Here is a 23,232-nt window from a genome sequence, read left to right as displayed (position 1 = left end):
GAAGCACACAATCGCACTGCCGTCACCGCGGCGGTCTGTGAAGGAGGAGCCGTTCGTGCCGCACTGGCTACACCTGATGCTGGACTCGTTGCCGACACTGCTGTGGGCGGCGTTGATCTTCACCGTACCGCTGACATTGCTGTCGTTCGCACTCGGCCTGTTCGTCGGCCTGGTTGTCGCCCTGGTGCGGCTGTTCGGTCCCAAGCCTCTGGTTGCCGTGGTCCGCTTCTATGTCTGGATCTTTCGCGGCACGCCGCTTCTGGTGCAGCTGTTCCTGATCTTTTACGGCCTGCCTTCGGTCGGCATATTGCTGGATGCTTTTCCGGCGGCGCTGATTGGATTCACCCTCAACATAGGCGCCTACAGTTCGGAAATTATCCGCGCCGTGATCGGCTCGGTGCCGAAGGGCCAGTGGGAGGCGGCCTATTCGATCGGCATGACCTGGAGCCAGGCGATGCGGCGCACCATCCTGCCGCAAGCCGGCCGCGTCGCCGTGCCGCCGCTGTCCAACACCTTCATCTCGCTGGTCAAGGATACGTCGCTCGCCGCCGCCATCACTGTGCCGGAGATGTTCCAGGCGGCGCAGCGCATCGTCGCCACCACCTATGAGCCGCTGATCCTCTATGTCGAGGCGGCGATCCTTTATCTGGCGATGAGCTCGGTGCTTTCGGCCTTGCAGACGCGGCTGGAGGAGCGGCTCAACCGTTATGGCGGCTTCCTGGAGGCGCGCTCATGATCGGCCTCACCGACATCGAAAAGCGCTTCGGCGACAATCTGGTGCTGAAGGGCGTGACGGTCACCATTGCCGAAGGCAACGTCACCGCGCTCGTCGGCCCCTCCGGCGGCGGCAAGAGCACACTGCTGCGCTGCATCAACCTGTTGGAGATCCCGACCTCGGGCATGGTGCGCATCGGCGACGAGACGCTGGAATTCCGTCCCGGCGTCAAGATCCCCAGCCGCGACATCCAGCGCCTGCGGCTGCAGACCGGCATGGTGTTCCAGAATTTCCAGCTGTTCCCGCATCGCACCGCGATCGAGAACGTCATGGAAGGCTTGGTGACGGTGCTGAAATGGCCGACGGCAAAGGCGCGCGAGCGGGCACTGGCGCTGCTCGAGAAGGTCGGCATGGCGCACAAGGCGGACGATTGGCCGGCAACGCTGTCGGGCGGCCAGCAGCAGCGTGTGGCCATTGCCCGCGCCCTGGCGCCGTCGCCGAAAGTGCTGCTTTGCGACGAGCCGACCTCGGCGCTCGATCCGGAACTGGCGCAGGAAGTGGTCGACGTGCTCGGAAAGCTCGCCAGCGAAGGCACCACCATGGTGATGGCCACGCACGACCTTCGCCTTGCCTCCAAGATCGCGCAGGAGGTGGTGTTCCTCGATGCTGGTGTCGTCGTCGAGAAGGGGCCGTCCACCGTGGTGTTCAGCAATCCGGAGCGGGAACGGACCAAGCGTTTTATTGCGACGCTGAAGCAGGAGGCGGAGAAGGAAGCCGGCGGCTGAGCCTTCTACGTTCCCCTTGTGAAGAGGTCGGACGGAAGGTCCGGGTGCGGTCTGGTGTCGTCCCCCATCCTCGCTGCTTCGCAGCGACCCTGCCTGGGCGAGCCACGGGTCTCGCCCGTCCTTGGAACCCCACAAGGGGGTAAAAACAAAAACCCGGCACAAGGCCGGGTTTTTCATGAATTCGACGGTGAAAGCGATCAGGCAGCTTCTTCCTGCTCGGCTTCCTCATTGTCGGCCTTGGCGCCGCGCTTCGGGCCCTTGTTGAGGTTGACCTCGATCAGGCGCACGGCTTCGGTTTCGGACATGCGGTTGACTGCCGCGATCTCGCGCGCCATGCGGTCGAGTGCCGCCTCATAGAGCTGACGCTCGGAATAGGACTGTTCCGGCTGGTTGTCGGCACGGTAGAGGTCGCGCACGACTTCCGAGATCGAGATCAGGTCGCCCGAATTGATCTTGGCATCATATTCCTGCGCACGGCGCGACCACATGGTGCGCTTGACGCGGGCGCGGCCCTGCACGACCTTCAGCGCGCGCTCGACATAATCCTCTTCCGACAGCTTGCGCATGCCGATGGAGGTCGCCTTGGCGACCGGAACCTTCAGGCGCATCTTGTCCTTCTGGAAGTCGATGACGAACAGTTCCAGCTTGTGGCCCGCAACTTCCTGCTCGTCGATCGAGACGATCTGGCCGACGCCGTGTGCCGGATAGACGATGTACTCGCCGGTCTTGAAACCGTGGCGTGCCGAGGTGGACTTCTTCTGCGGGGTGATCGTTGCCATTACGCCCTGAACTCCTTGTTGTGGCACCGGCGGCCTGCCGGTCCGAACGCATGCGACCGGGGACACCGATCGTTAGCCGCACAACAGATGAACCCATCGGAAAAAGCCGGGACCGGCAAACCGCATACATAGCGACTGCCTGGCCCAGATCGCTCTGGTCCGATTGGGGATTTCACCTTTCAGTGATTTGGGGCGCTTGCGCCATAAATCGACGTTGTGTCACCGGCATGTTTCAACTGGTGTAGCACAAAAAGTCGGAAGAATCAAGGTTTTGCTGCAAACGCGAAGGTCGAGCGACATCGCCGCCTGTCAAGGCAGTTAATGTATGAGGCGCGTTACGCAGCGTTATGACGATCCAATAGGCCGCACTTTTTTGCTTTGCGCATCACCCTTTCCGAAATCGATTCCGATTCCAGCGTCATGTGCTCAGTCGCCTTCGCCGGGCTCGGCGGAGAAATATTTCTCGAACTTGCCGGCCTCGCCGTCGAAGCTCTTGGCATCTGCCGGAGGCTCCTTCTTGGCGGTGATGTTGGGCCATTTCTCGGCGTATTCGGTGTTGACCTGCAGCCATTTGTCGAGGCCCGGCTCGGTGTCGGGCTTGATTGCATCGGCCGGGCATTCCGGTTCGCAGACGCCGCAGTCGATGCACTCGTCGGGATGTATGACAAGCATGTTCTCGCCCTCGTAGAAGCAGTCGACCGGACAGACCTCGATGCAGTCCATGTACTTGCATTTGATGCAGTTGTCGGTCACGACATAGGTCATTGGTCGGCTCCGGGACGTCCCGTTCTTGCTAGAGCGACGTGCGTCCACTTGGACGCATAAAGTACGCTCTGACACTTTGAATCTGCGCATCGTGCCTTCCGAAAAATCGATTTCCGATTTTCGGGCCGATGCGGCGGCTTTTTTGGTGAGGTAACGCCTTTGCCTGCCGCTTGCAAGGGCAGCCATTGCAGGCGGGGCCCGCGTGTCCGGAATGAAATTCCAGACCGCCGGCATGGCGCAGCCGGCCAAGGCTTCAGTCTTCGCCGAACAGCCGGTCGGTTTGCCTGCGCTCTTTCTTGGTCGGCCGGCCGCTGCCGGCGTCGCGCAGCGCCGGAATGGCATCGGCAACAGCCTCGCCTTTTGGGGCCGGCGGCGGGGACATGTCCTCGTAGAGCGTGCGCGCTTCCTCGGCCGGACCGCGCCGCACGCCGGTGCCAAGCACCTTCCAAATGAAAATGCGGCGCTCGTGCGTAATGGTCAAAACGTCGCCAGGCTTGACCAGATCGGAGGCCTGCGCTGCTTTGTCGCTATTAATGCGGACGCGTCCGGCGACAACCAGCTTGGCCGCCAGCGAGCGCGATTTTATCGCGCGCGAAAAGAACAGCCACTTGTCGATGCGCTGACGACCTTCAGCAACCATCGCAGTGAGTTATTTCTTGTTGGAGCATGATCTTGTCCGAAAACCGGTTCCACTTTTCGGGATCATGCTCAGAGCTTACTTCTTCAGCTGGTCGCGCAAGGCGGCGAGCTTGGCGAAGGGCGAGTCCGGATCGAAGCGCGCAGGGCGTTCCTCGCGTGGCTTGGCCTGGAAAGCCGGCTTGGCGCCTTGCGGTCCGCCTTTGCCTTCCGGCCTGCCGCCTTTCCAGTCAGGCCGGCCCTCGCGCGGACGCTCGCCTTGCGGCTTGCCGTCGCGGCGCTGTTCGCCCTCGGCCTGCGGCTTGGGCTTGAACTTCGAACGGTCGAAGCGTGGCTTGGCGGCACCGTCGCGCTGGTCGCGCCGGCCTTGGTAGGCCGGCCGCTCGCCCGTTGCGGGCTGTCCGCCGGCAGCGTCGGCCGGCGCATCGGCGCGGGCAGCCTGGCCGTTACGCGGGCGATTGTCTCTGCGGTTGTCTTGCCGATGGCGCGGGCGCTGCTCGAAACGGCCCTGCCGCCACAACAAGATTGGCTTTGGGGCTTCGGCCTCGGGGACAGGCTCAGCGCTTCCACCCTCCCCCTCGTGGGGAGGGTCGGCGCGCAGCGCCGGGGTGGGGGCAGCGTCGGCGTCTGCGGTTGCACTTGCATCGTTTGCACTATCTGCTTCGTCAGCGCTGTCACCCGCGTCGCTTTGCGCCGCGACCTCCGCCATCGAGGGGGAGGTAAGGGCGTCGGCGCTTTCGGGAGCGGTGTCGTCAGCTTCCGCAACAGCCAGAGCTTCTTCCGCGAATTCTGCGCGAGCTTCGACTTGCTCGTCCGCGACGGGCTCTGCCGTTGCTTCCGCGATGGCTGGAGCTTCGGCGGTGGCTTCAACGGCCGCAGTTGGCTCCGAACCCTCGGGAGGTGCGCCCGGCTGAGCGTCCGCAGCAACAGCCTCCGCTGCGGCTTCGGCGACGGGCTGCTCAGCCGCAGGCTCAGCGGCGGCAACCGCATCCGGCTCCGATCCAACGGCCGGCGCTTCAGCGACGGCTTCACTTGCAGCGGCTTCCGCCGCCTTGGCCTGTTCAGCTTTTGCAGCCGCGTCCGCAGCCAGCTTGGCGGCAGCCGCTTCCCGCGCCGCGTTGTCCTGTGCTTCCAGCCGCGCCTTGACCTCTGCCGGCAGCTTCGGCTCGGCGCGATAGCCGAGACCTTTCAGGATCTCTTCCATGTCGTCGGCGGTGGCGCCGAGGATCGACATCATCGGCGGCGTCACCATGAAGGACTGGCCGTCATAGGCGCCGTCCGGGCGCTGTCCCAGACCGGGCTTCCAGTTGGTCGCAGGCCGGATCAGGTCGGCCAGCCGTTCCAGAATGTCGATGCGCACGGCGCGGCGGCCGAGATTGCGGTAGCCGGCAAGCTTGTAGAAGCTCTTGTCGAAAGCAGGATCGATGACCACCGAGGTGCGGCCGGAAGCCAGTGCGTGCACCACGTCGCCAAAGCCCGGCTTGTCCTTGCCGTCGTTCTTCAGCGCCCACAACAGCGTAATCAGTCCGGCGGGCGCCGGCTTGATCAGCGCCGGCACGAAGACGTGGTAGGCGCCGAAGCGCACACCGAGCCGGCGCAAGGCGGCGCGACCCTCCTGGTCGAGCGACTTCATTTCCTCGGCGATGTCGCGGCGGTTGATGAGGCCGAAATGCTCGACGAGCTGGAAGGCGATGCCACGGCCGATGCCGGCGATCTGCTCGGCATTCTTCAAGTCGACCAGCGGCTTCAGCAGCGACTCGATCTGGAAATTGACGAAACGCTCGGCGCGCGCGGCGACCTTGTCTCGGGCGGGGCCGGTCAACTGCTCGTCGGCCAAAAGCACCAGGCGCGGCTTCAGCGCGTCCTCGCCGGCAACCAGCGTGCCGATCGGCGCGCCGATCCAGCGCAGCGTGCCGTCGGAGCCGAGCGCAAGGTCGCCATTGGCGCAGGCGCCGAAGCGTTCGGCACGCGCCTCGAACTCGGCGGCCAGCGCTTTTTGCGCTGCCGCACGCACGGCCTTGGCGTCTTCGCCGCCGGCGCTCTGGTCGGCGGTGAAGCGGAACCCTTGCAACTCGCCGACATGATGGCCTTCGACAAGGACGGTTCCGGTAGGACTGATTTCGGCTTCAGGCATTGTATTTTCTCTAAGGCGCCGCATGAGGACGGAAGTCCTGCGGTCTACAAACCGTTTCGTCAACCGCTCATGCAGCGCATCCGACAATCTGTCTTCGATTTCGCGCGTCTTTTCCCGCCAGTGTGCCTGATCGGCCAGCCAGCCCGGCCGGTTGGACACGAATGTCCAGGTGCGGATCTGCGCAATGCGGTGCGACAGCGTGTCGATGTCCCCCTCGGTCGTATCGGCGCGGCGCACCTGCTCGGCCATGTAGTTCTCGTCGACATGGCCGTGTTTGGCGAGGTCGGTGTAGATAGAAGCGATCAGGTCGGAGTGCTGGGCCGGCGCGATCTTGCGGTAGTCCGGCAACGCGCAGGCTTCCCACAGCAGCGCCACGCGCTTGGCATTGGTAGCCAGCGCGCGGATGTCCTCGTCGCGGGAGAGATGTTCGAGCGCCTGCGCATCGACCGCCGGCAGCGCCCGCGTCAGGCCTTCGACCGGCGCGTTGGTTTCGATCGAGCGCTTCAGCGCGTCGAGGCTGGCGAAGTCGAAATGCGCGGTGCGCCATTGCAGCACCTTCACCGGATCGAACTCGTGCCCCTCGATGCGCTTGACCAGTTCCTCGTCCAGCGGATCGACCTGGCCGGTGACGCCGAAGGTGCCGTCGCGCAGATGCCGGCCGGCGCGGCCGGCGATCTGGCCGAGCTCCGCCGCCGTCAGGTTGCGGTACTGGTAGCCGTCGAATTTGCGGTTCTGGGCGAAGGCGACATGATCGAGATCAAGGTTGAGCCCCATGCCGATGGCGTCGGTGGCGACGAGATAGTCGACGTCGCCTGCCTGGAACATTGCCACCTGGGCGTTGCGGGTGCGGGGCGACAGCGCGCCGAGCACGACCGCCGCTCCTCCTTGCTGGCGGCGGATCAGTTCAGCGATGGCATAGACCTCGTCGGCAGAGAAAGCGACGATGGCCGTACGCCGCGGCAGGCGGGTCAATTTCTTCGAGCCCGCATAGGCCAGGTGCGACAGGCGAGGGCGCGTCACCACCGAGACGCCTCTTAGCAGCTTTTGCAGGATGCCATGCATGGTGGCCGCGCCGAGCAGCAGCGTTTCCTGGCGCCCGCGCAGGTGCAGGATTCGGTCGGTGAAGATATGGCCGCGCTCGAGGTCGCCAGCAAGCTGCACCTCGTCGATGGCGACGAAGGCAGCGTCGGTCTCGCGCGGCATGGCTTCGACGGTGCAGACCGAATATTTCGCGCCGGGCGGCTGGATTTTTTCCTCGCCGGTGATGAGCGCCACCTTGTGGGCGCCGACCTTTTCGCAGACGCGGGCATAGACCTCGCGCGCCAGAAGGCGGAGCGGCAGGCCGATAATGCCGCTCTCATGCGCCACCATGCGCTCGATGGCGAGATGGGTCTTGCCGGTGTTGGTCGGACCCAGCACGGCAGTCACGTCACGGCCCGACAGGATCAGCGGCTCGGTGTGTTTCGGCTGGATGTTCATCGGCCTGGAGATGAGGCTTTCTGCATCGGGTTGTCGGGAGCGCGCCTCGCGTGGCGCGTATGACAGGCGACACATAGGGATTTCAGGCGCGAAGCGAAAGCGGAATGTTCCGGCCGGCAGTCCCACGGTTCGTCGTTGAGGTCTCAATTAACAGTTGGAACGAGTCTGGAACGAATCGGCGACGAATCAGTGACTCCGGCAGATTCAGCTTTTGTTCACGGCTACATGTGGATTTTGCGAGCCTGAGTCTCACCATATGCTGAATCGCGGAAACTGGCCCGATTCCTGCAAGGGGACCATTGGCGTTAACCTTTGCCGGCGGGGCATCGTCGTGATCCGATACGCCTCGGCCAACATTATGACATTGTTGAATTTTCTTAATCGGCCTTAACCAATTTCCGGTGGTTTTCGGCCTTGGTCGTTAACGTTCCGCTCAAAGCCGGAACGAATGGGTGACGAATCAGCGATGGCGGGATTTTCCTGGTTTGTTCACCCCAACATGTTGTGTTATCCACAGCTTGTCCACCGAGAATTCACAGCTTTCGAACCGCGTTTGCACAGGGCGCCTAAAAATCGTTAATCTTTGCGTGCCGGAACTGGTCAATGTCTCGCGCGCAGCCCGGGGAACATCGCCGGCCGGCGATGAAAAACGGGCCATAAGGCGGCCCGTCCTACCGGGCGAAATTGCTGTCGTTCAGGCGAAGTACTGGCCGCCATTGGCGGTGATGGTCGAGCCGGTGATGAAGCCGGCGTCTTCGGAAGCGAGGAAGACGACGCAACGCGCGATCTCTTCCGGTTCGCCGAGGCGGCCGACCGGAATCTGCGGGATGATGCGTTCATTCAGCACCTTCTCGTCGATCGCCTTGACCATCTCGGTGGCGATGTAGCCGGGGCAGATGACATTGACTGTGATGCCCGCGCGCGCGCCCTCCTGCGCCAGCGCCTTCGAGAAGCCGATGTCGCCGGCCTTTGCGGCGGAATAGTTGACCTGGCCGGCCTGGCCTTTCTGGCCGTTGATGGAGGAAATGGTGATGACGCGGCCGAATTTGCGGTCGCGCATGCCGCCCCACAGCGGATGCGTCATGTTGAAGACCCCAGACAGATTGGTGTCGATGACTTCCTTCCACTGCTCGCGCGTCAGCTTGTGGAACATGGCGTCGCGGGTAATGCCGGCATTGTTGACCAGCACCGAGACCGGGCCGAGATCGGCCTCGACCTGCTTGATTCCGGCGGCACAGGCGTCGTAGTCGGCGACCGACCATTTGTAGGCCTTGATGCCGGTTTGTGCGCTGAACTTCCCCGCTGCCTCGTCATTGCCGGCATAGTTGGCTGCAACGGTGTAACCGGCATTCTTCAGGCCGATCGATATGGCGGCGCCGATGCCGCGCGATCCACCGGTGACGAGCGCTACTTTGGTCATTGAAAGTTCTTCCTCCCTTTGGTCGGAAGAAGGGAATAGGGAGTAGGGAGTAGCGAGTAGGGATCGATATTCCGCCGCGCTGCTCCTTCTTCCCCATTCACTACTCCCTATTCACTACTCACTTCTCTTTCACAGCGCTTCCACGCACAGAGCGACGCCCATGCCGCCGCCGATGCACAGCGTGGCAAGGCCCTTCTTGGCGCCGCGGCGGCGCATCTCGAAAACCAGCGTGTTGAAGACGCGGGCGCCCGACGCGCCGATCGGATGGCCGATGGCGATGGCGCCGCCATTGACGTTGACGATCGACGTATCCCAGCCCATGCCCTTGTTGACGGCGCAGGCCTGCGCGGCGAAGGCTTCATTGGCCTCGACAAGGTCGAGGTCCTTGACCGACCAGCCGGCCTTCTCGAGCGCCCGCTTCGAGGCGGGAATAGGTCCGGTGCCCATGATCGCCGGATCGACGCCGGCCGTCGCCCATGAGGCGATGCGCACCAGCGGGGTGATGCCGCGCCTTGTGGCTTCAGCCTCGCTCATCAGCAGCGCGCCGGCGGCGCCGTCATTGATGCCCGACGCGTTGGCGGCGGTCACGGTGCCGTCCTTGTCGAAAGCCGGCTTCAGCTGGGACATGGCGTCGATGGTGGCGCCGTGGCGGATGTACTCGTCCTGGTCGACGACAGTGTCGCCCTTCCTGCCCTTGATCGTGAAGGCGACGATCTCGTCCTTGAACTTGCCGGCCTTCTGCGCTGCCTCGGCCTTGTTTTGCGAGGCGAGCGCAAACTGGTCCTGGTCGTCGCGGGTGATCTGGAACTGGCGGGCGACGTTCTCGGCGGTGTTGCCCATGTGGTAGCCGTTGAAGGCGTCCCACAACCCGTCCTTGATCATGGTGTCGATCATCTTGTAGTCGCCCATCTTGACGCCGGCGCGCAGGTGCTCGGCATGCGGCGACAGCGACATCGATTCCTGGCCGCCGGCGATGATCACCGTGGCGTCGCCAGCAGCGATCTGCTGCATGCCGAGCGCTATGGCGCGCAGGCCCGAGCCGCAAACCTGGTTGAGGCCCCAGGCGGTCGTCTCCTTGGGCAGGCCGGCATTGATCGACGCCTGGCGGGCGGGGTTCTGGCCCTGCGCGGCGGTCAGCACCTGGCCGAGAATGACCTCGTCGACTTCGCCCGGCTCGACGCCGGCGCGCGCCAAAAGTTCCCTGATGACGACGGCGCCAAGTTCATGCGCCGGGGTGGCGGCGAAGGCGCCGTTGAAGGAGCCGACAGCCGTGCGTGCGGCGCTGGCAACGACGATTGAATTGGAAGCGGACATTTTTCTCTCCAGACTTCGAGGTGTCGTGTTCTTGGGGGCTTGTTGGGACTTTTCTTGCCCGTTCCACACCCCAAGTCAAACCGGAAATGGGCATGCCGGCCAAGCGCCGCAAGCAGGGCGCGGGCGGCCGGCGCGATCGCCCAACCTTTGCTGCGCAGCATAATTAGCCCGCCATGCAGCAATTAATGATGCCGCACTGCACAAAGCGCTTGGAATTATAGAGCTTTTGCGCATATCCTTAAAAATGGCGCAATCGTTACCGGCGGCTTACTCAGGCGCGCCGGTGTCCCGGGAGGATGCTGATGGCCGCGAAAGACGACCCTATCATTATCAAGAAATATGCCAATCGCCGGCTCTACAACACCGGCACCAGCACCTATGTGACGCTCGAGGATCTGGCCGAGATGGTCAAGAAGGGCGAGGAGTTCACCGTCCAGGACGCCAAGACCGGTGACGACATTACCCATCCGGTGCTGACGCAGATCATCTTCGAACTGGAGAACAAGGATGGGCAGAACATGCTGCCGATCCCGTTCCTGCGTCAGCTGATCGCTTTCTATGGCGACCAGATGCAGCAGATCGTGCCGAGCTTCCTCGAACAGTCGATGATGGCCTTCTCCAAGGAACAGGAGCGATTCCGCGAGCAGATGAAGGGCGCGATCGGCAAGTCGCCGCTGGATGTGATGAAGATCGCCACTCCGATCAAGGCGCTGGAAGAGCAGACACGCCGCAACATGGAAATGTTCCAGAACGCGATGCGCCTGTTCACGCCCTTCCCGACCGCCGCCACAAATGCTGCGGCCGCGGCTGCACCCGAGCCGGCCCGCAAGGACGTCGCGGAAAAGAGCGGCGACGACCTTCAGGAACTGAAGCAACAGATCGCCGCCATGCAGCGCAAGCTCGACACCATGTCGTAAGCGACCGCCGCATGGTCGACCGCCCTCAGTTGGTCGAGGCGGCTGTCACGGGTCGATTTTCAGCTGCCACGGTTCCCAGATATCGTCGGGCTGGCCGTCGAGCGAGCGGTAGAAGGCTTTGGCCGGCGAGTTGGATTTCAGCACCGTCCATTTGATGGCGGAGGCGCCAATGCTCAAAGCGTGTTGGCGAAGCTGTTCAACAAGCGCATGGCCGACCCCCATGCCGCGCGTCGCTTCAGTGACGTAGAGTTCCTTCAGCCAGACAACCGGCTTCAGGTCGTAGGTCCAGGGGATGAGGTAGTGGACGGCGATGCCGACGATCACGCCCTCTCGCTCCGCCACCAACACGCCGAACCGGGGCGATGGCCCCAGCCCGTGCTCGATGAGGTTCGCTTCGGTGACGCGAAGCTTGTCGTCATAACCCTCGAAGACGGCTAGCGCCCGCATGAGGGCGAGCACCGCACCGACATCCTGGCGCTCGAATGGACGAATTCTAACCATCGCCTTCTGCATGCTTGCTCAGTCTTCAAGGCCGACCATATCGCGTGGCCTCACGCGTGCAAGACACCGGGCTCCTTGCCTGAAGCGAAAGGAAGGTCCTCGTCCTGCCAACCGGTTATGCCGCCGATCATGATCTTCACGGGACGACCGAGGCTGGCCAGCTTGAAGGCCGCCTGATCCGCGCCATTGCAATGCGGTCCCGCGCAATAGACGACGAACAGCGTCCTTTCGGGCCATTGCACCATCCGCCCGGCCGATATTTCGCGGTGGGGCAGATGCAGCGCGCCCGGCACATGGCGGCGTCCATAGGCTTCCGGCGAACCGACCACATGCAGGAGAACAAAGTCCGGCTCCCCGGCACGCAGTGCGGCGGCGACGTCGGAACAGTCGGTCTCGACGGAAAGCCGGCGCAGAAAATGGTCGCGGGCGATATCCGGCGATGCCGCCGGAATGTCTGTCACGTGGCTCATCCTCGTATCTCCATTGCTGATGCGACGGAGAGATGAGACAGGAAGCAGGGCGATTGCAGCTGGCAGCTTTGCCATATATCGTCAAGATCATGCCATCCTCTGCCAATCCGCGCCCTGCCAACCCTCTTGTCGTTGCCGTTGCCTATGACGGCCTGTGCACGTTCGAGTTTGGCGTGGCGGTTGAGATCTTCGCCTTGCCCCGGCCGGAAATGGGTGAGGATTGGTACCGTTTTGCAGTTGCCGGTATTGATACCGGTGAAATGCGCGCGCTGGGCGGCGTGCGTATTGTTGCCGACGGCGGGATCGATCTGATCGGCCAGGCCGGCACGGTGATCGTACCGGGATGGCGCGGAACGGAGGCTCCGGTGCCGCCGGCGCTGATCGAGGCGCTTCGAAAGGCACACGAGCGCGGCTCTCGCATTCTTTCGATCTGTTCGGGCGTGTTCGTGCTTGCCGCCGCCGGCCTGCTTGCGGGCAAAAGAGCGACCACGCATTGGCGCTACAGCGAGAAGCTGACGGAGATGTACCCCGACATCACCGTGATTCCAGACGTTTTGTACATCGATGAGGGCAATGTGCTGACATCGGCAGGCAGTGCCGCGGGCATCGACCTCTGCCTGCATCTGGTTCGGCGCGACTTCGGCACCAAGGCTGCAAACATGGTGGCGCGCCGTCTGGTCGTGCCGCCGCATCGCGACGGCGGCCAGGCGCAGTATGTCGAGAGCTCCGTTCCCGAGCCACATGAGCGCAGCCGGCTTGGACCGTTGATCGACAGGATGCGCGCCAATATTTCCGCCGACTATCCCGTCGCCATCTTGGCCGAGCTTGCCGGGATGAGCGAGCGGACGTTTCTGCGCCGCTTTGCGGCCGCAACCGGCGTCACGCCGGCGCGCTGGCTGCTGTCGGAACGGCTTTCGCGGGCGCGCACGCTGCTGGAAGACACCGCCATGCCGATCGAACGGATTGCCGAGACCGCCGGCTTTGGCGCGGCAGGCACGTTGCGGCATCACTTCCGCCGGCAATTCGCCACGACGCCCGTCGCGTACCGTGCGCGTTTCGGGAACACGGCCAGGTCGGCTTAAGTCACGCGTCCCTCATAGCGGCCACGCGGCCTGATGATGCTGCCGCTAATGATCTGTTCGACCATATGCGCGGCCCAGCCGACGCTGCGTCCAAGCGCGAATAGCTGGAACGGTGCATCGCGCGGCAAGCCAAGGCCGCGCGTTAGTGCGGCCAGGGCGAAGTCGATGTTGGGCTGGGCACCGGCTGCCGCCATGGCGGCTTTTTGCAGCTGTTGCAGCGTCTCGTCGACAGGGGTGACTGCCAGAAGTGCGGTGGCACGGGGATCGCCGTCGGGATAGAGCGGATGGCCGAACGCCGGCAAGGGCCGATCATGGCCGAGCCAGCGCCGGATCGCCGCATCCGCGCCGTGGGCTGCTGCATCTTCAGCCAGTTGCATCACCGCTTCGCCGGCGCCGCCGTGGCGCGGGCCGGACAGCGTTGCCAGGCCGGCCAACAGGCATGCGGCAGGCGAGGCCCCTGTGGACGCTGCGACGCGGGCGGCGAAGGTCGATGCGTTGAGTTCATGATCGGCGAGCAGGACGAGGGCGCAGCGGATCGCTTCCGCTCCCGTCGCATCTACCGACCAGCCCTGCGCCAGGCGCTTATGGACGGGCGCTGTGCCGGCTTCAGCGCCCAGCGACTGCGCCAGCGCTCCGACTGTGCGCGCGGCCTCGGTGCACAGCGAGGCGGCGCTGCGTCCTAGCGAAGGCCGCCCGTGGCCTGCAAGCATGGCAAGCTGCGCAAAGGCCGAGGCGCGGCCGACTGGATGAGGCGCTTCAGATGACGGAGCTTTGAAAGCCACCGGTTCAGGCGAGGCCCAGAGCACAGCAGCGGTTTCCTCCAGCGTCGCCGCTTTGGAAAGCGCAACGGCGTCTTGCCCTCGGTAGATGAGGCGCCCGTGCAGAACGGTTGAAATTGCTGTTGCGATCGAGGGTTCGCCCCAGGCGATCGCACTCTCGGCGATGGCCGAGGGACTGCGGCCCCGCGCCCGGCGGGTCGCCAATGCCGCGATGTCGTCGGCGCGGTACTGGCTGCGGCGCGGGTCGCTCTCATCCGGCCGCATGCCGATGCGGCCACGGCTGACATAGGCGTAGAGCGTCTGCGGCCGGACCTTGAGCCGTTCCAGCGCCTCTTCCCGCGACAGCCATTCGGACATTTTTAGCCCATGCATTGATTATATTGATCAAGATTGATCGAGGCGCAGCCTAACCCTTATCTCCCATGCAGAAAAGCTGCAAGGAGATGAGATATGCCGAACGGGCTCGATGATGTGGTGGCGGCGGAGACCGTGCTCTCCGATGTCGATGGCCTTGGCGGCCGCCTGACGATCCGCGGTCATTCGCTGCCGGAATTGGCGGGACGCTGGCGCTATGCGCAAGTGGTTCGCCTGTTGCTCGACGGCTTCTTCGACGGCCTTCCCGGCGATGCCGAACTGGCAGCGAGGCTGGGCAAGGCTCGCGTCGAGCTGTTCGAGCGGCTTGCACCCTCGCTGCGGCTGCTCGCACCGATTGAGATCTATGGCGCCATGCGCGCCGGCATGGCGCTGCTGCCGGATGGCGAGACACCGACGGACGCCTTGCGGCTGATCGCGGCGCCCGCCGTGCTGACGCCGGCTCTGCTGCGCCTGGCGCGTGGCGAGCAGCCGATCGCACCTGACGCGAAGGCCGATCATGCCGCCGACATGCTGAGGATGCTCGAGGGATCCGTCCCGTCGCCGGCACTGGCAAGGGCACTCGACACCTATCTGGTGACCGTCTGCGATCACGGCCTCAACGCCTCGACCTTCGCCACCCGCGTCGTCGCATCGACGCTGGCCGGGCTGACATCGTCGGTGCTGGCTGGGCTCGGCGCGCTCAAGGGGCCGCTGCACGGCGGCGCGCCCGGCCCGGTGATCGAGATGCTCGATGCAATCCAGGCGCATGGCGACGCGGCCGGTTGGCTGCGCGAGAAGGTCGCGCATGGCGAGCGCATCATGGGTTTCGGCCATCGTATCTACCGCGTGCGCGATCCGCGCGCCGATGTACTGAAAGCCGTCGTGCGGCAGCTCGGCAGCGAGGGCGAAGCCGGCCGCCGCCTGGCCTTCGCCGAACAGGTCGAGCACACGGCGCTCGAAGTGCTGCGGATCGCCAAGCCGCAGCGCTCGCTGCAGACCAATGTCGAGTTTTACACAGCGCTTGTGCTTGAGGCGGCTGGCTTTCCGCCACAGGCGTTCAGCAATGTCTTTGCCGCCGGACGTGTCGCCGGCTGGATCGCGCATGCGCGCGAACAGCAGACGACGGGGCGGCTGATCCGTCCACAGTCGCGCTATGTCGGGCCGGTGCCGGACCTCGTGGCCTGAGGTTCCAAGTTCAGATTGTTGCGAAGAGGACCCCACCCTAGCTTGCCGGGGCGAGCCACGAATCTCGCCCGTCCTTCGGACCCCCACAAGGGGAGGGCAGCTGGCGCGCGCCGCCGAAACGTCGGTGGTTTGCTGAGATCAGCGTCTACCAAGTCTCCCTCCCCCTTGTGGGGAGGGATCAAGGGTGGGGGTATTCGTAGGGCGAAGACCTGGGCGTGGAGGACCATTCCCCATGACCAAAATTTCATGTGATCACGCGACCGTGTTCGTGTTCTTTTCTTGGTCATCCCTTATATGCTGCACTGCAATATAAGTCCGCTGCCGTCGAACCCGCCCGATTTCCGGGCGGAATGAGGCAGCAGCGACCAAACTGAACAGGAACGCCATGACCAAAAACGGCAAGGCGGAGGAAACGAAGAAGATCAACATTGCGCTGCAGGGAGGCGGCTCGCACGGGGCTTTCTCCTGGGGCGTACTCGACCGGCTGCTGGAGGATGGCAGGCTCGACATTTCAGCCGTGTCCGGCACCAGCGCCGGCGCGATGAATGCGGTGGCGCTGGCCGATGGGTTTGTGCGCGCCGGCGTCGAGGGTGCACGGCAAAAGCTCGACGATTTCTGGCGCGCGGTGGCGGCCAAGGGCCGCTTCAGCCCGGTGCAGCGCATGCCGTGGGACGTCGCCTGGGGCAACTGGTCGATCGAGAACACGCCCGGCTATTTCTTCTTCGACACCATGTCGCGAGTGTTTTCGCCCTATGTCGCCAATCCGCTGGGCTTGAACCCGCTGCGCGACGTGGTCGAGCAGGAGATCGATTTCAAAAATGTCCACGCCTGCAAGTCGATGGAGCTGTTCATTTCGGCGACCAATGTCGAGACCGGCCAGCTGCGCGTCTTTTCCGATGGTGAGATCGACCTCGACACGGTGATGGCCTCGGCCTGCCTGCCGCAATTGTTCCGCGCCGTCGAGATCAAGGGCGTGCCCTATTGGGATGGCGGCTATGGCGGCAATCCGGCGCTGTTTCCGTTCTTCAAGACGGCGGCGACCGAGGATGTGCTTTTGGTGCAGATCAATCCGGTGGTGCGCGAAGGCACGCCGAGAAGCGCCAACGAGATCCAGAACCGCATCGACGAGATCACCTTCAATGCCGGGCTGCTGAACGAATTCCGCTCGATCGCCTTCGTCAAGGAACTGATCGCCGCCGGCCGGCTGCCGCCTGGCGAATACCGCGACATCCGCATGCACCGCATCGATGCCGACGAGGCGTTCAAGGATCTGTCGGCGTCATCCAAGGTCAACGCCGAATGGGCTTTTTTGACCTATTTGCGCGACCTTGGCCGCATAGCGGCGAGCGACTGGCTGGAGGAGAATTACGACGCCGTCGGCAAGCGGCCGACGCTCGATCTTTCCGGCGAACTCGATGACGGCTTCAAACCGGTGCACGGGCCGGCACCGGGACGGCGGGTGAAGGAATTTCTCGCCGCCCGCAAAAAGCCGGACGCGGAACGCCGGCGGGCCTGAGTCCGCCCGGATCGATCAAGACGATCAGCGAAGTGATCGAAAATCGGAGTAGCGCCGATGACTTTCCGTCCCGGAACAACCGTTGCGTGTGACGGTATACAAAATCATACTGACGCCTGCTGCCATTCACTGAGTGGCTACGCAGGTCGCGCCCACATTTGAGCGTCAAGGCACAGGAGAATGTCAGTGCTCAAAACGCCTTGAAAACAAAGCGCCTCCAACACCCGTATGGTTCCGAGACTGTGGTTCTGTCGCCTGACGGGGCGCTGACAAAACCGTTTCCCGTTGGCCACACTACATCGCCTGGCACAATGTTCCTGCAACTTTTCGACTGTATTGCGATGCAACTTTGATGTAGAAGCGCGGCTTCGCCGTTCACGGCAAATTGAACACGGCCTGGCGCGCACCCATATCGGCGACGCGCCCGAGTTGGAAGACACGGTAGCTGTTAGACGACGGACGCCCTGTTGGATAACGACTTGGCCGAACCCCGCAGTGGAAAAACAATGATGCCGAAGATCAGGTTTCACAAGCTTGCCGCTATTGTCGTGCTCATCGGCTTCGCCGGCTGGATGGGAACAGGCGCGTTCTCGTCCGTCGGCAGCGCCGCTGTCGAAGGTGCTGGCAAGGCAGGCGATCAGGCCAAGCCGGGCGATCAGGCCAAGGCACCGGATGCAACCAAGACCGCCGAGGCCGAACCGAAGGCGCCGCTGCGCACCGTCGCGGTGGTGACGCCGCCGCGCAAGACCTATGCCCGCGCCATCCGCATTTCCGGGCTGACCGAGGCCGACAAGCGCGCCGTGCTGGCGACGCGTGTCGCCGGCGTCATCGAAAAGCTGCCGGTCAAGCAGGGCGATCACGTCAAGACCGGCGATCTGGTGCTGATGCTTGCGGCGGAAGAAAAGATCTCGATGGTCGACAATGCCAAGCAGCTCGTCGTGCAGCGCCAGGCTGAACTCGAAGCGTCGCTTCGGCTCATGAAGACCGGCAATCTGCCCAAGCTGCAGCTCGACACGGCGCGTTCGAACCTGACCGCTGCGCAGTCGCAGCTGGAAACGGCGCAGGCCGAACTCGACCGCAATCTGGTCAAGGCGCCCTTCGACGGCGTCATCGACCGGGTGCCGGTGGAGCTCGGCAGTTCCGTCATGCAGGGCGGCGAGGTGGCAACCATCCTCAAGCTCGATCCGGTGATTGCGCGCGGTGAAGTCAGCGAACGCGACCTCGGCTATCTCAAGCTCGGCGACAAGGCTGCTGTGCGGCTGGTCAGCGGCCAGACCGTCGAAGGCACCGTGCGCTACATCAGCCGCGACGCCTCGTCGGCGACGCGCACCTTCCGCGTCGAGATCGCCGTCCCCAATGCCGACGGCTCGGTGCCGGCCGGCATGACGGCAGAGATTGCGCTCAGCGCGCACCCGACCGACGCCGTCATGTTGCCGCGCTCCGTGGTGACGCTGGGCGACAAGGGAGACCTCGGCATCCGCGCCGTCGACAAGGACAACAAGGTGGTGTTCTTCCCGATCGACCTGGTCGATGACTCGCCGAAGGGCCTGGTGCTTGGCGGCATTCCCGCCGATGCCCGCGTCATCGTCGCCGGCCAGGAGCTCGTCAAGGAAGGGGACGTCGTCAAGCCGGTCGAGGCCGACCAGGCGACCATCCAGAAACTGTTGGGCGAAGCGACAACGCAGTAGCGCCGGGTGGCCCCGGGCGGGGACAACCGGCCGCCATGCGGCTCCTGAAATCTTGAGAACAGGCCATGGATATCGTCAAACTCGCGATCAACAATGCCCGGCTGACCATTGCGGTGCTGGTCTTCCTGCTGCTGGCGGGCTGGGTCGCCTATCAGTCGACACCGAAGGAAGCGGAACCCGACGTTCCTACCCCTTATGTTTATATAAATGTTGCCTATCAAGGCATCGCGCCCGAAGACGCTGAAAGACTTCTGCTTAGGCCTCTGGAGGCAAAGCTTAAGAGTCTCAAGGGGTTAAAGGAGATGAAATCATCCGCCTATCAGGGCGGTGCCTTTGTCTTCCTCGAGTTTCTGCCGTCTATAAAAGTCGACACCGCGGTGACTGATACACGCTCGAAGGTTCAGGACGCGAAGGCTGACCTTCCCCAAGCGGCAGAAGAACCGGTTGTTACCGAGGTCAACATTTCCGAGTTTCCCGTCCTGGTCGTCACGCTGTCCGGCGATGTGCCCGAGCGTGTGCTTACGGCGGCGGCGCGCGAACTGCGCGACCGCATCGAGGAAGTCCCGGGCGTTCTTGAGGGCACCATACAAGGCGCGCGCGACGATCTCGTCGAGGTCGTCATCGACCCGATGAAGCTGTCCTCCTACGGCCTGCAGCTCGACCAGTTGATCGGCGCGGTCGGCGCTTCCAACAGCCTGGTCGCCGCCGGCAATATCGAGGGTTCGGAAGGCAAATACGCGGTCAAGGTGCCGTCGCTGATCGAGACACCCGAGGATGTCGCGTCCTTGCCGGTGGTCGCCGGCCCCAATGCCGTCGTGCAGGCGAAGGACATCGCCACGGTGCGTTCGACCTTCGCCGACGCCGAGACCATCACTCGCCTCAACGGCAAGCCGGCCATCGCCATCGAAGTCAAGAAGCGCATCGGCGCCAACCTGATCGACACGCTGGCCAAGGTGCGGGAAGTGTCCGACGCCTACGTCAAGACGATGCCGGAAGGCATGAACATCACCTACACGCAGGACAAGTCCGTCTTCGTCAACCAGCTGCTGGGCGACCTGCAGAACCACGTGATGATCGCCGTCATCCTGGTGTTCATCGTCATCCTCTATGCGCTGTCGGGCCGCGCCTCGCTGCTGATCGGGCTTGCCATTCCGTCATCCTTCCTGATCGGCATCCTGCTGCTTGCGATGATGGGCTACACGATCAACATGATCGTGCTGTTCAGCCTTATCCTGGCGGTCGGCATGCTGGTCGACGACGCCATCATCGTCACCGAATTTGCCGAACGGCGCATGGGCGAAGGCATGCCGAAGGCGGAAGCCTTCACGCTGGCCGCCAAGCGCATGGCCGGTCCGGTCATCGCCGCGACCATGACCCGCATCGCGGCGTTTTCGCCGCTGCTGTTCTGGCCCGGCATCATCGGCGACTTCATGAAATACATGCCGATCACGCTGATCGTCACGCTGTCGGCCTCGATGCTTTATGCGCTGGTGTTCGCGCCGACGCTGGGCGCGCTTTTCGCCAAGGCGCCGGAGCATCACGAGGAACACAATCGCGACGGCTGGTACATGGCGCTGGTCAAACAGGCGGTGCGCTTCCCCATCACCGTGCTGGTGCTCACCGCCGTGCTGCTCACCGGCGTCGGCTTCGCCTATTCGAAATATGGCGCCGGCGTCGAGTTCTTCCCCAGCGTCGAGCCCGATTACGGCCTGCTCTATGTGCATGCCCGCGGCAATCTCTCGCTGGCCGAAATGGACACGGCGACCAGGATCGCCGAAAACCGGCTGCTTGGCTGGCCCGGCGTCAAATCGGTCTATACCCGCGTCGGCAAGACGCAGGGCGGCGGACAGGACGTGCCGGAGGACGTCGTCGGCGTCATCCAGTATGAGTTCATCGACTGGCGCGAGCGCAAATCGGCGAACAACATCCTGGATGAGCTGCGCACCGTCATGGCCGGCATTCCCGGCGTCGATGTCGAAGTGCGCGTGCCGGAGGCCGGTCCTCCCACGGGCAAGGCGGTGCAGCTGCGGCTTTCGGCCATCGACCCCAAAGGGCTCGACGACCAGGCCCGCGCGGTTGCGGCGCGCATTGCCAAGGTGCCCGGTGTCATCGACGTTTCCGACGGCCTGCCGCCGCCCGGCGTCGACTGGGCGCTCGAGGTCGACCGCGCCAAGGCGGCGCAATACGGTATCAGCCCGACCGCCGTCGGCACGGTGGTGCAACTGGTGACCAACGGGTTGAAGCTGTCCGAGTACAGGCCTGCCGGCGCCGACGATGCCGTCGACATCAGGCTGCGGCTGCCTGAAGACCGCCGCACGCTGTCGACGCTCGACGAGCTCCGGGTGCAGACTGCGCAAGGCTCGGTGCCGATCTCCAACTTCGTCGTGCGCAAGCCGGAGCCGACCGTCGGCATCCTCAACCGCATCGATGGCGCCCGCACAGTGGTCGTCCAGGCCAACGTCGCCGCCGGTAACCAGGTTGCGGCGGTGCAGGCGGAGGTGACCAAGGCGGTCACCGACATGAAGCTCGACAACGGCATACGCTGGAAGCTGGCGGGGTCGAACGAGGACAGCGCCGAAGCCAGCGCCTTCCTCGGCAAGGCCTTCGGCGCGGCGATCTTCCTGATCTTCCTGGTGCTCTTGATGCAGTTCAACAAGTTCACCAGCGTGCTTCTGGTGCTGTCCTGCGTGGTCATGGCGACGATCGGTGTGTTCCTGGGGCTGCTCCTGACCGGCGAGGCCTTCGGCATCGTCATGTCGGGCATCGGCGTCATCGCGCTGGCCGGCGTGGTGGTGAACAACAACATCGTGCTCATCGACACCTATGACCGGCTGCGCGAAGAGGGCTGGGACAAGATGGAGGCGGTGCTGCAGACCTGCCGCGAGCGCGCCCGCCCGGTGGTGCTGACGGCGGTATCGGCCATCCTCGGCGTGCTGCCGATCGCCTTTGGTCTCGGGCTGGAAATCTTCCATCACGAGACGACGATCAACGCGCCGTCGACGCAATGGTGGATTTCGCTGTCCTCGGCCATCGTCTTCGGCCTGTCCTTCGCCACGCTGCTGACGCTGGTGGTGACGCCGTCCATGCTGATGATCTTCACGCGCAGCAAGAACAGCCGCTTCTACGCGTTCTTCCGCCGGCTGTTCGGCCGCGACAAGAAGCCCGATGCGCCTGTGGGGCCGAGCCCGCTCGATGAACCGGCAATCGCCTTCCCGAAAGCCGCGGAATAGCTGCATTCAACCAGTCGGACAAAAGGCCGTCCGGAACAACCGGGCGGCCTTTTGCATTGTCCCCTCATATCCGACCAGCAAGGCGAGGGACTCTTAATGACCGTCAGCACCATCCTCATCATCGTTTTGATCCTGATCCTGATCGGCGCCGTACCGGCCTGGCCGCACTCACGCTCCTGGGGTTATGGGCCGTCCGGAATAGTCGGCGCTGTGCTGGTGGTGCTGCTGATCCTGGTGCTGATGGGCAGGGTTTGATCGGGGCAAGAGACCTCTGCGATCAGCGGGTCCTCGCCCGATGAAGTGCTGGCAATAGGCATACGGCGGCGCCCGCCCACACTCCGTCCGCTTCGCGGCCACCTCTCCCACATGTCCATGGGGGAGAGAAAATGCCAAGCTTTTCAAGGCAGCGACCTTGGCGATTAGCATTTCCTCTCCCCCACGAATGTGGGGGTAGAGGTGGCTGGGCGATGCCGAGACGGAGTGGGGGAGCTCCATATGCGATTGGCCCGAAATCGAGATGACGAGCACACGCTGTGCCCCCCTTGGCCACCCCGCCCGCTTGCGTATACGCTGCCCGCACCACAATCACCGAGGGAGCTATCAAGGTGAACACCGCCAGCCCGCCAAGGCCTCTCGCCGAGATCGCCAGCTATCACGCCCACATCTACTATGACGGGCAAGCCGAGCGGCAGCACGCCGAATGGCTGCGCCTGCGCATCGGCGAACGCTTCCGCGTGCGCCTGGGCAACTGGCGCGACGAGCCGGTCGGCCCGCACGAACAGGCCATGTACCAGGTCTCCTTCGCCACCGAGATCTTCGCCACGCTGGTCCCCTGGCTGATGCTGAACCACAGCGGCCTCAGCATCCTCATCCACCCCAACACCACCAACCCAAAGCGCGACCATCTGGTCGATCCGATCTGGATCGGGCGGCCGCTGGGGGTTCATGGCGAGGTGCTGGGTGACGAGGATGAAGCGGAAGAGGCGCTGGAGGTGAACACGGAGCCGACGCTGGGGGCGTAGGGAGGCGTTCTGCAAAGTAGAGACTTGGCCCTTGGAGACGCGTTCACCAATAGCCCAGTTCAGGCATGCATGACCGGCCGCTTTACGCCTCAAGCCGTATCCTATGCCTTCATCATTAGTTCGTCGAAGGTGCCGAACCAGCGCGGGGCCGTTGGAGCGATGGACCGTCAATTGATGGCAAGGGAGAGTTCTCCTTGGTCGCCGGTACGCCGAGGCGGGGTCGCCGAATAGGCAAAGATTGCAATAGAGGAGGCAGCCGGCACTCGTTCCCGCAGGGTCGGGCGCACCCGTTCGTACGGAACAACTGGCGCTCCGCACGAGGGACAGGGCAACTCACTGGTGACTGGGTGCGTGCCTGACGAACCTCTTCGTTTCGGCTGAGATAAATGCTCTCACTTACGGAACATCGCAGGTTCGTCGAAGTTGGAAAGCTACGGAGGACGTGCACATGAACAGTGTCA

The 23,232-nt window shown here is 63.8% G+C and carries 19 protein-coding genes; 10 read left to right on the top strand and 9 right to left on the bottom strand.

Annotated elements, in window-relative coordinates; translation table 11 throughout:
• The first annotated feature begins 55 nt into the window (after positions 1 to 55).
• Both X733_RS137425 and X733_RS137430 read left to right on the top strand, forming a co-directional pair.
• On the top strand, positions 56 to 736 hold the full coding sequence (locus tag X733_RS137425; protein ID WP_023693608.1) for an ABC transporter permease subunit: 681 nt from the start codon (positions 56 to 58) through the stop codon (positions 734 to 736).
• Positions 733 to 1,500 carry an amino acid ABC transporter ATP-binding protein gene (locus X733_RS137430; RefSeq protein WP_023820301.1) on the top strand — a complete coding sequence of 256 codons (768 nt, stop codon included), beginning with the start codon at positions 733 to 735 and terminating at the stop codon, positions 1,498 to 1,500. The genes X733_RS137425 and X733_RS137430 overlap by 4 nt, the downstream gene beginning before the upstream one ends.
• Before the next feature lie 197 nt (positions 1,501 to 1,697).
• Here X733_RS137430 and X733_RS137435 read toward each other — a convergent pair whose 3' ends face one another.
• The 6 genes from X733_RS137435 to X733_RS137460 all read right to left on the bottom strand — a co-directional run bounded on the left by X733_RS137435 (position 1,698) and on the right by X733_RS137460 (position 10,027).
• On the bottom strand, positions 1,698 to 2,279 hold the full coding sequence (locus tag X733_RS137435; RefSeq protein WP_023673664.1) for a CarD family transcriptional regulator: 582 nt from the start codon (positions 2,277 to 2,279) through the stop codon (positions 1,698 to 1,700).
• Positions 2,280 to 2,705: 426 nt separating this feature from the next.
• Positions 2,706 to 3,044, bottom strand: coding sequence for a ferredoxin FdxA (fdxA, locus tag X733_RS137440; RefSeq protein ID WP_013529180.1), 339 nt, complete (start codon positions 3,042 to 3,044; stop codon positions 2,706 to 2,708).
• A gap of 253 nt (positions 3,045 to 3,297) precedes the next feature.
• Positions 3,298 to 3,684 (bottom strand): RNA-binding S4 domain-containing protein, encoded by a 387-nt coding sequence (locus tag X733_RS137445; RefSeq protein WP_023673663.1) that lies wholly within the window; start codon positions 3,682 to 3,684, stop codon positions 3,298 to 3,300.
• A gap of 75 nt (positions 3,685 to 3,759) precedes the next feature.
• The gene (locus tag X733_RS137450; protein WP_023820300.1) at positions 3,760 to 7,293 is read right to left on the bottom strand and encodes a helicase-related protein; all 3,534 of its coding nucleotides are present in this window, start codon (positions 7,291 to 7,293) and stop codon (positions 3,760 to 3,762) included.
• Between the two features lie 694 nt (positions 7,294 to 7,987).
• Entirely contained in the window at positions 7,988 to 8,713 is a 726-nt protein-coding gene (gene phbB / locus X733_RS137455; protein WP_023698448.1) for an acetoacetyl-CoA reductase, read from the bottom strand.
• Positions 8,714 to 8,842: 129 nt separating this feature from the next.
• Positions 8,843 to 10,027, bottom strand: coding sequence for an acetyl-CoA C-acetyltransferase (locus X733_RS137460; RefSeq protein WP_023820299.1), 1,185 nt, complete (start codon positions 10,025 to 10,027; stop codon positions 8,843 to 8,845).
• Between the two features lie 302 nt (positions 10,028 to 10,329).
• Here X733_RS137460 and phaR point away from each other — a divergent pair, with 302 nt between their 5' ends.
• Positions 10,330 to 10,944 carry a polyhydroxyalkanoate synthesis repressor PhaR gene (gene phaR / locus X733_RS137465; RefSeq protein WP_023731809.1) on the top strand — a complete coding sequence of 205 codons (615 nt, stop codon included), beginning with the start codon at positions 10,330 to 10,332 and terminating at the stop codon, positions 10,942 to 10,944.
• A 45-nt stretch (positions 10,945 to 10,989) separates the two neighbouring features.
• Here the strand turns inward: phaR and X733_RS137470 are convergent, their stop codons facing one another.
• A complete protein-coding gene (locus X733_RS137470) occupies positions 10,990 to 11,445 on the bottom strand; it encodes a GNAT family N-acetyltransferase (protein ID WP_031194243.1) in 456 nt (151 codons plus the stop codon).
• A gap of 50 nt (positions 11,446 to 11,495) precedes the next feature.
• Positions 11,496 to 11,915: a rhodanese-like domain-containing protein gene (locus X733_RS137475; protein ID WP_023702797.1), complete on the bottom strand. Its 420-nt coding sequence runs from the start codon at positions 11,913 to 11,915 to the stop codon at positions 11,496 to 11,498.
• A gap of 68 nt (positions 11,916 to 11,983) precedes the next feature.
• On the opposite strand from X733_RS137475, the gene ftrA reads away from it, so the two are divergent.
• On the top strand, positions 11,984 to 12,997 hold the full coding sequence (ftrA, locus tag X733_RS137480) for a transcriptional regulator FtrA (protein ID WP_023698452.1): 1,014 nt from the start codon (positions 11,984 to 11,986) through the stop codon (positions 12,995 to 12,997).
• On the opposite strand, the gene X733_RS137485 is transcribed toward ftrA, so the two are convergent.
• Entirely contained in the window at positions 12,994 to 14,133 is a 1,140-nt protein-coding gene (locus X733_RS137485) for a citrate synthase (RefSeq protein ID WP_023820298.1), read from the bottom strand. The two genes, ftrA and X733_RS137485, sit on opposite strands and share 4 nt — an antisense overlap.
• Before the next feature lie 93 nt (positions 14,134 to 14,226).
• Here X733_RS137485 and X733_RS137490 point away from each other — a divergent pair, with 93 nt between their 5' ends.
• The 6 genes from X733_RS137490 to X733_RS137510 all read left to right on the top strand — a co-directional run bounded on the left by X733_RS137490 (position 14,227) and on the right by X733_RS137510 (position 22,771).
• Positions 14,227 to 15,315, top strand: coding sequence for a citrate synthase/methylcitrate synthase (locus X733_RS137490; protein WP_023820297.1), 1,089 nt, complete (start codon positions 14,227 to 14,229; stop codon positions 15,313 to 15,315).
• 385 nt (positions 15,316 to 15,700) lie between these two features.
• Positions 15,701 to 16,831, top strand: coding sequence for a patatin-like phospholipase family protein (locus X733_RS137495; RefSeq protein ID WP_023820295.1), 1,131 nt, complete (start codon positions 15,701 to 15,703; stop codon positions 16,829 to 16,831).
• A 509-nt stretch (positions 16,832 to 17,340) separates the two neighbouring features.
• Positions 17,341 to 18,519: an efflux RND transporter periplasmic adaptor subunit gene (locus tag X733_RS137500; protein WP_031194242.1), complete on the top strand. Its 1,179-nt coding sequence runs from the start codon at positions 17,341 to 17,343 to the stop codon at positions 18,517 to 18,519.
• Between the two features lie 65 nt (positions 18,520 to 18,584).
• Positions 18,585 to 21,749, top strand: a complete 3,165-nt coding sequence (locus tag X733_RS137505; protein ID WP_023820293.1) for an efflux RND transporter permease subunit — start codon at positions 18,585 to 18,587, stop codon at positions 21,747 to 21,749.
• A 96-nt stretch (positions 21,750 to 21,845) separates the two neighbouring features.
• Positions 21,846 to 22,004 carry a DUF3309 family protein gene (locus tag X733_RS1000000169075; RefSeq protein WP_023707271.1) on the top strand — a complete coding sequence of 53 codons (159 nt, stop codon included), beginning with the start codon at positions 21,846 to 21,848 and terminating at the stop codon, positions 22,002 to 22,004.
• A gap of 350 nt (positions 22,005 to 22,354) precedes the next feature.
• Positions 22,355 to 22,771 (top strand): DOPA 4,5-dioxygenase family protein, encoded by a 417-nt coding sequence (locus X733_RS137510; RefSeq protein ID WP_023742762.1) that lies wholly within the window; start codon positions 22,355 to 22,357, stop codon positions 22,769 to 22,771.
• The last annotated feature ends 461 nt before the right edge of the window (positions 22,772 to 23,232 follow it).

The sequence above is a fragment of the Mesorhizobium sp. L2C066B000 genome (genome assembly GCF_000502335.1).
Lineage (GTDB): Bacteria > Pseudomonadota > Alphaproteobacteria > Rhizobiales > Rhizobiaceae > Mesorhizobium.
The sequence above is the reverse complement of the archived record's forward strand: the minus strand, read 5'-3'. Positions and strand labels throughout refer to the sequence as shown.

Bases quoted from the DNA above. Each gene is read 5' to 3' on its own strand.
- X733_RS137430 (WP_023820301.1), top strand. From the start codon at position 733: ATGATCGGCCTCACCGACATCGAAAAGCGCTTCGGCGACAATCTGGTG.
- X733_RS137435 (WP_023673664.1), bottom strand. From the start codon at position 2,279: ATGGCAACGATCACCCCGCAGAAGAAGTCCACCTCGGCACGCCACGGT.
- fdxA (WP_013529180.1), bottom strand. From the start codon at position 3,044: ATGACCTATGTCGTGACCGACAACTGCATCAAATGCAAGTACATGGAC.
- X733_RS137445 (WP_023673663.1), bottom strand. From the start codon at position 3,684: ATGGTTGCTGAAGGTCGTCAGCGCATCGACAAGTGGCTGTTCTTTTCG.
- X733_RS137450 (WP_023820300.1), bottom strand. From the start codon at position 7,293: ATGAACATCCAGCCGAAACACACCGAGCCGCTGATCCTGTCGGGCCGT.
- phbB (WP_023698448.1), bottom strand. From the start codon at position 8,713: ATGACCAAAGTAGCGCTCGTCACCGGTGGATCGCGCGGCATCGGCGCC.
- X733_RS137460 (WP_023820299.1), bottom strand. From the start codon at position 10,027: ATGTCCGCTTCCAATTCAATCGTCGTTGCCAGCGCCGCACGCACGGCT.
- phaR (WP_023731809.1), top strand. From the start codon at position 10,330: ATGGCCGCGAAAGACGACCCTATCATTATCAAGAAATATGCCAATCGC.
- X733_RS137470 (WP_031194243.1), bottom strand. From the start codon at position 11,445: ATGGTTAGAATTCGTCCATTCGAGCGCCAGGATGTCGGTGCGGTGCTC.
- X733_RS137475 (WP_023702797.1), bottom strand. From the start codon at position 11,915: ATGAGCCACGTGACAGACATTCCGGCGGCATCGCCGGATATCGCCCGC.
- X733_RS137485 (WP_023820298.1), bottom strand. From the start codon at position 14,133: ATGTCCGAATGGCTGTCGCGGGAAGAGGCGCTGGAACGGCTCAAGGTC.
- X733_RS137490 (WP_023820297.1), top strand. From the start codon at position 14,227: ATGCCGAACGGGCTCGATGATGTGGTGGCGGCGGAGACCGTGCTCTCC.
- X733_RS137495 (WP_023820295.1), top strand. From the start codon at position 15,701: ATGACCAAAAACGGCAAGGCGGAGGAAACGAAGAAGATCAACATTGCG.
- X733_RS137500 (WP_031194242.1), top strand. From the start codon at position 17,341: ATGCCGAAGATCAGGTTTCACAAGCTTGCCGCTATTGTCGTGCTCATC.
- X733_RS137505 (WP_023820293.1), top strand. From the start codon at position 18,585: ATGGATATCGTCAAACTCGCGATCAACAATGCCCGGCTGACCATTGCG.
- X733_RS1000000169075 (WP_023707271.1), top strand. From the start codon at position 21,846: ATGACCGTCAGCACCATCCTCATCATCGTTTTGATCCTGATCCTGATC.